We start from the raw sequence: 6,000 nt of genomic DNA, 5'->3' as shown, positions 1-6,000 counted from the left end.
CGGCAGTCGACTTCGAAGGCCAGCACATCGACATCGCCCACGTGAAGACCGCCGAGGGAGTCATCGCTCTGGCAGAAGCCATCAACACCAACGCCGTCCCCGCCAACGCCTGACGGAGTCTCTCCGCTCGTTCCGGATGGAGTTACAGGAGCCATTGGCTGCTTGCCGCCCTGCGGATGTGTTCCGTCCAGCACATGTATGTACGTTCAACGCTCTGTGGGGCTCCTGCAATTCAGGTCGCCCGACGGGAACCATGCCAATTCAAAGGAGAAGAGACGCATGACAATAGAAACGGCGCATCCTCGCGTAGGCCAGCAGGCTAAGCGCGCACTAATTTCGGGTACGCTCGGCAACAGTATCGAGTATTACGAATTCTCAATCTACGGCTTGGCAGCGGCCCTTGTTTTCAAGGACCTTTTCTTTCCAGGCTTCAGCGCCACGGCAGGAACCCTGCTATCACTGTCGACCTTCGCCATCGCGTTCATCTCAAGGCCACTGGGATCGATTGTCCTCGGCCATTTCGGTGACAAGTTTGGTCGGAAGAAGACCCTTATGTTCGCGCTCGTACTTATGGCGTCATCGACCGTTGCGATCGGGCTGCTTCCTACGTTCTCCATGATCGGCATCTGGGCACCGCTCCTACTCGTCGTCCTCCGTCTCCTTCAGGGATTCTCCCTCGGCGGCGAATATAGCGGTTCCATCCTGCTCGCCCTGGAACATGTCCGCCCCGGCTTGCGGGGTCTTTTTTCCGGAATTATCACCAGTGGCCTAGCCTGGGGCACGCTACTGGCCAACGCTTTGCTCCTCGCATTGTCGTTCCTTCCTGACGACCAGTTCCTGGCCTGGGGGTGGCGCATTCCGTTCCTTGCCAGTTCAGTGCTCTTTGCCGTAACCATGTACTTGCGCACCAAGGTTGAAGAGAGCCCGGACTTCGAGCGGGCCGCCGCTGTGCGGGCTGCAGAGAACAAGGCGGCAAAGGTGCCGCTGATCGAGTTGCTGCGTCACCACTGGAAGACTTTACTTTTGGTGATCATGACCATTCCGGGCGCCGGAGGCATCTACTACATCGCAACCGTCTTCTCCCTGACATACGCCACGGGCCAACTGAAGATGGACCGGAGCGCAATCCTGACCGCTGTGATCGCCGTCAATATCGTTATGATCATCGCCATGCCTCTGGCCGGTTGGTGGGCCGACCGTACCGCAAACCGTCGTCGTCACCTGCTGTGGAGCTTCGTCGGAATGGGCGCCAGCGCATGGATCTGGTTTCTGCTGATGAACACCCGGAATGTCCCCTTGATGATGGTCGGCTTCGTGATCATGTTTATACCCTTCAGTATCAATTACGCGAGCCTTCCTGCTACCTTCGCGCATGCCTTTCCTCCTAGCGTGCGCTTCTCAGGGATGGGGACCGGCTACAACATCGGTTCACTTGTTGGCAGTGCCTTCACCCCGATGATTGCTGCGAGCATCCTCAGCGGGGGCGGTACGTGGCACTGGATCGCCGCGTTTATGGCCGGATCTAACGTGGTTGCCCTCGTCAGCGCGTGCTTCCTCCGCGAGCGCTATGTCAATGGGAGGGAGACGCGGGACGCGGAGGCGCCTCAGATGGTTCCAAGCACCACGCCGGTGTAGTTACGCGAAGCGTCAGGCGAAGGCTGCTTGTATGGGCGGGCGCGTTGGGAGAGCACCCGCCCATACCCCCAATTGCGCTAAAGTATCTGGGCTATATAATAGAGTTTACTAATTATCTTTTATTCTAAGGCGGCGACGATGAGTACTCTGGCAGTCCCTACGGCTCCCCGTCCAGCGGCGGGACGTCAGCAGCTGCCGGACGAAGTCGCCGGCTATGTCCGCGAGCAAATTATGTCTGGCAATCTCCGGCCCGGGCAGTTCCTGCGGATGGAACCGATCGCCGAAGCCATTGGCGTCAGCATAACTCCGGTCCGTGAAGGCCTCCTGGCGCTTAGTAGCCAGGGATTCGTGACGGCAGTTCCGCGGCGGGGATTCATGGTAACGCCTTTTACCCGCCAGGACGTCCATGACTTGTTCTGGGCGCAGGGGAAGCTTGCGGGAGAGTTGGCAGCACGGGCAGCAAAGCAGATCACGGAGGAAGAGCTCGCACTGCTGGCCGAGGTTCAGGCACAGTGTGACGTGGCGATTGAACGGGGAGAGATCGGCGAGATCGGCCGGCTCGGTCACGAGTTTCACCGCATCATCAACCATGCAGCTCACTCGGACCGCTTGGCCCGGCTGCTGGGCGGCGTGGTCAAGCACCTGCCAAACCACTTCTATGCCTCCCTTGAGTCCCATGTAGCGACCTCCACGCCCGCGCATGCACAGATATTTGAGGCCGTTTCACGGCACGACGCTAAGCAAGCCAGCCGGTTGACCGAGAAACACCTCGCGGAGAGCGCAGAGATCGTCATCAGGATGCTCGAAGAGCGCGGCATTTGGAAGGACGCCGACGGCGGGCAGTAGCCCGGTGCGTTCCCACAATCTGCGACCCATGCCCCATGTCATTTTTCGATGGTTCCTCGCTACCCGGCCAGGTCCAGTAGTACATGGCACTCGCGCTGACCGTCCGGTTACCGGTGCAAGTTGCATCGGTTGCGCCATGAGTTGAATTGCTTCCTGGGGCGCACAGACCTCAGCCAAGTAAACAGCGCCATCAGGGAGAGGACTTTTTGGCGATATTGTCCGGCTCCGCACCGGTAACGACAGCATCGACAAGTTGGGAGCGTGCGCAGATGCATCACACTACTAAGACTCTGCAGCACCTCGAATTCCGGACTTCTGACCTGGAGTCGGCGCAAGATCATGTTTCCGCTGCCTTCGCGAGTCACGAGCTAAGCATCGGAAAGACCGGCCAACTGGACTTCCGGCTCGATATCGCCAGTACGGCACGACTCTCTGCAGCGCGAATGGCCTACGGCACAGAGACAACCATTGTCGGTCCACCCATGCTCTTGTGCTACCACATCAACCTTCCGGTGGACGGGGAGAGCACCGTGGAACAGAACGGCGTTCGTCGCAGTTTCAGTGCGGGAAGCGCTGGAGTGGCTTTTGGGCCGAACGCTCCTGTCCTCATTAAGTGGAGCGCAGATGCCCGCCAGTACCATCTCAATCTACCCAAGGACCGGCTTGAGGCGCACGCCGGCAAGCTCATCGGCCAGGCCGTTGATGAGGAGATCCGCTTTGACCTGACTTTTGATCTCACCGCCGGCCCTGGCAGGGCACTGCTTGCCACCACAAGTTTCCTTTATGCCGAACTGGCGCGCCAGGGCGGGATAGCCGCGTTCCCCGCGGCTACTTTGGAATTTGAGTCGGCGGTCATGACCCAGATCCTCATGACCGTACCCAACCAATTCACTCCGTTGCTTTGCAGCAGGCCTGAGCAATCGGGTCCATCCAAAATCCGCGAGCTGGTGGAATATATCGATCTCCATGCCGCCGAAGACATCACAACTGCCGACCTAGTCGCCAGGGCGGGCGTCAGCGCCAGGGCGCTTCAGGCAGGTTTTCGTGATGTAGTGGGCGCGTCGCCCATCACCTACCTACGAAATGTCCGGCTCGACCGCGTCCATAGGGAGCTGTCGATGGGCACCGGCTCGGTGTCGGACATCGCCGCTCGCTGGCACTTCTATCACCCTGGCCGCTTCGCCTCTCAGTACCGTGAAAGGTTCGGCGTTCTTCCTTCGGAGAATTTACAGCGCCGACGCAGCTGAAGCGTGTCCTGTCCGAGTAGTTCTGCCGAGGGGCCGTCCGGACAACGATGATGCCATGGCGAGCCCGTGGCAAAACCCCTTGTGAGGATGGGCCCTTGCCAGCTCCTATCAAATATTTTATATTTAATGCCTAGCATCTGCTCGTCGCTCACCCGACTGATGGTGCGCCCCCGCAAGATACCGATAGACATAAGCCCGCTCCGGAGGAGCCATCGATGAAGATTGTCGTCCTTGTTAAAGAAGTCCCCGATACCTACGGGGAACGAAAACTGAACCTTGAAACAGGCCTCGCCGACCGAGAAGTCAGCGAGGCAGTCATCGACGAGATCGGTGAGAGGGCACTGGAACTGGCCCTCTCGTATGCTGATGGAAACCCGGACACGGAAGTCGTTGTTGTGTCCCTCGGACCAGAGAGCGCAGCCGCGACCGTGCGCAAGGGCCTGGCCATGGGCGCGGGGAGCGGTATCCATATTTCAGATGAAGCCCTCCGGGGTGCCGATCTTGGACTCACCGCCGACGCTCTCACCGCCGCCCTTCGCCACACCGGTTTTGATCTTGTTATCACCGGAAATGTGTCCACTGATGGGTCCGGCGGCATGATTCCAGCGATCCTTGCCGAATTGCTTGATGTGCCCCATGCAACTGGCCTCAGCTCTGTGGACATCAGTGCTACCGCGGTTTCCGGCACGAGGCCCGTCGAAGGCGGGGTGCAGAAGGTACATGCAAGCCTTCCTGCCGTCATATCGATTACCGAGGCGCTCCCTGGAGCCAGGTTCCCGAATTTCAAGGGCATCATGGCCGCGAAGAAGAAGCCCCTCGAGGCCCTGACTTTGGCAGACCTCGGCATCTTGGCGGACAACCAGGAAGCGGCGCGTTCGATCATGCTGACAGTGGCTGAGAAACCCGCCCGTGAGGCAGGGGTAAAGATCAACGATGAGGGCGACGCAGGCCAGAAGCTCGCTGATTTTCTCATTGAGAACCGACTGGCGTAAGGAGCAACGACATGGCTGATTTTCCTCGTGACGCGATCCTCGTCGTCCTAAATACACAGACATCCGGAGGGCTCGAGAAGGCCGCCGCCGGTCTGCTCGGCGCCGGTGCCGCAATCGGTACCCCGGTTGCGTTGGTGCTCGCGCCGCCAAATGGTGGCGATCGTCTGGCAAAGGAGGCCGCCGACCTAGGGGCCGTAAGGGTGCTGGTCGCCGATCTTTCAGACACTGCAGTGCTTGGCGTCCAGGGAGTGGATGCGCTGGCCGCCGCTGCCGATAGGGTGCAGCCAGACGCGATTCTCATTTCGCACTCACTGGACGGCCGGGATCTTGCCGGTCGTTATGCTGCCCGCTCGCGGAGGGCTATCTCGGCGGACGCAGTCGGCGTGGCACGCGATGAGCAGGGCGTAGTGGCCCATCATTCCGTTTACGGCGGTGCTTTCAACGTTACGTCTGCGCCTACGTTCGGAGCGCCCGTGGTTACCGTCCGCCAAGGGGCGATCGATGCACGAGCTACATCACAGAGCTTGGTGTCTGAGGCGCTGCAAGTGGCATGGTCGGAGAAGCCAGCCGCCCGGATCGATTCCTTCGAGGAAGAGGCGACTGAATCATCGCGGCCAGAATTGCGCGGCGCCGCAAAGGTCGTTGCAGGTGGCCGTGGACTTGGCTCAGAGGAGCAGTTCGCGCTCGTGGGTCAGCTGGCGGATACCCTAGGCGCTGCTGTCGGCGCATCGCGCGCAGCAGTGGATGCCGGCTACATTCCGCAATCGCACCAGGTTGGCCAGACGGGCGTCTCCGTCTCGCCACAGTTGTACGTTGCCCTAGGTATCTCTGGTGCTATCCAGCATCGTGCTGGCATGCAGACAGCCAAGACGATTGTTGCGATCAACAAGGACGGCGACTCGCCGATCTTTGATATCGCCGACTTTGGCATCGTCGGTGACGTCTTCAAGGTTGTGCCACAGCTGATTAGCGCGCTTGAGAGCCGGAAGAAATAGTCATGGCCACATTTTCTGGAAAAATACGACGCGGACTGCCGCGTGTTGTGGGCGGTGAATTCTGGCCGCCCGCAGGGGAGGCGCCGGGCGCCGTGTTTTCCGGGACCACTGGCCCGACGCCGAGCGTGGAACCGGCCTTGTCAGCGGCGGCGGCCCCACATGCTCCGGCTGCCCCCGCCACTGCGCCAGCCGCGACGGCTGAAGTGTCGGCGCAACCGACGGCGGCAATGGGAGATGCTTTCAGATCTCAGCAACTTCGCCGTGGCTTGCCGCGTGTTCCCGGCG

5 protein-coding genes are annotated in these 6,000 nt (G+C 60.2%); all 5 read left to right on the top strand.

The features are described 5' to 3' along the window. Nucleotides 1–279 precede the first annotated feature (279 nt). The 5 genes from ACFVTE_RS23840 to ACFVTE_RS23820 all read left to right on the top strand — a co-directional run bounded on the left by ACFVTE_RS23840 (nucleotide 280) and on the right by ACFVTE_RS23820 (nucleotide 5,715). The gene (locus ACFVTE_RS23840) at nucleotides 280–1,635 is read left to right on the top strand and encodes an MFS transporter (protein ID WP_387105085.1); all 1,356 of its coding nucleotides are present in this window, start codon (nucleotides 280–282) and stop codon (nucleotides 1,633–1,635) included. 138 nt (nucleotides 1,636–1,773) lie between these two features. After that, entirely contained in the window at nucleotides 1,774–2,481 is a 708-nt protein-coding gene (locus tag ACFVTE_RS23835) for a GntR family transcriptional regulator (protein ID WP_387105082.1), read from the top strand. Nucleotides 2,482–2,750: 269 nt separating this feature from the next. Beyond that, on the top strand, nucleotides 2,751–3,728 hold the full coding sequence (locus ACFVTE_RS23830; RefSeq protein WP_387105079.1) for an AraC family transcriptional regulator: 978 nt from the start codon (nucleotides 2,751–2,753) through the stop codon (nucleotides 3,726–3,728). Between the two features lie 215 nt (nucleotides 3,729–3,943). Further along, the gene (locus tag ACFVTE_RS23825; RefSeq protein ID WP_387105076.1) at nucleotides 3,944–4,720 is read left to right on the top strand and encodes an electron transfer flavoprotein subunit beta/FixA family protein; all 777 of its coding nucleotides are present in this window, start codon (nucleotides 3,944–3,946) and stop codon (nucleotides 4,718–4,720) included. Between the two features lie 11 nt (nucleotides 4,721–4,731). Next, entirely contained in the window at nucleotides 4,732–5,715 is a 984-nt protein-coding gene (locus ACFVTE_RS23820) for an electron transfer flavoprotein subunit alpha/FixB family protein (protein WP_387105073.1), read from the top strand. Nucleotides 5,716–6,000: the final 285 nt, after the last annotated feature.

The organism is Arthrobacter sp. NPDC058097 (assembly GCF_042884885.1).
Lineage (GTDB): Bacteria > Actinomycetota > Actinomycetes > Actinomycetales > Micrococcaceae > Arthrobacter.
This window is presented reverse-complemented; position numbering and strand designations above follow the sequence as displayed.